This is a genomic window from Polaribacter sargassicola (genome assembly GCF_021991835.1).
Classification (GTDB): Bacteria; Bacteroidota; Bacteroidia; order Flavobacteriales; family Flavobacteriaceae; genus Polaribacter; species Polaribacter sargassicola.
This window is the reverse complement of the sequence record NZ_JAHDAU010000061.1, coordinates 1-394: the sequence shown is the minus strand read 5'-3', so window position 1 is coordinate 394 and position 394 is coordinate 1. Positions and strand designations below refer to the sequence as shown.

1 protein-coding gene and 1 pseudogene are annotated in these 394 nt (G+C 69.8%); both read right to left on the bottom strand.

The annotated features are described in order from the left end of the window. Nucleotides 1–202: pseudogene (locus tag KI686_RS17410) on the bottom strand (hypothetical protein); the annotation flags it as partial. Continuing rightward, nucleotides 202–394 (bottom strand): hypothetical protein (locus tag KI686_RS17405; RefSeq protein ID WP_237590296.1); only part of this gene is annotated, 193 nt, incomplete at its 5' end. The gene KI686_RS17405 and the pseudogene KI686_RS17410, both read right to left, overlap by 1 nt.

Below are 394 nucleotides of genomic sequence, written 5' to 3'. Positions count from 1 at the left end.
CGTACTGCACGAAGAAGGGGTCGTCGAGGTTGTACTGCGCACGAATCGCTGCGATGGTCGAGTCCGACAGCCGCTTCTCGCCCCCGGCGAGCCTGGCCACCGGGTCGCCGGGGATGAGGAAGACGAGCAGATAGACGAGGAGCGTCGACCCGATCAGGGTCGGCACCATCATCAGGATGCGCCGCAGCGCGTAGCGGAGCATCAGTCCCCGACCGGTGTGCGGGCCGGCTGGTGCGCCGCGTAGTACTCGAGCATCTCGTCGCTCAGCCGCGGGATCTCGAAGGGCTCGGAGTGGGAGCGGATCGACAGTGCGCCGCCGATGCCGGCAGCGACCGCGTCGCGCGCGGCCACAGGGCTGGTGTCGGTCGGCGCGCCGGTGCGGACGAACTCGACG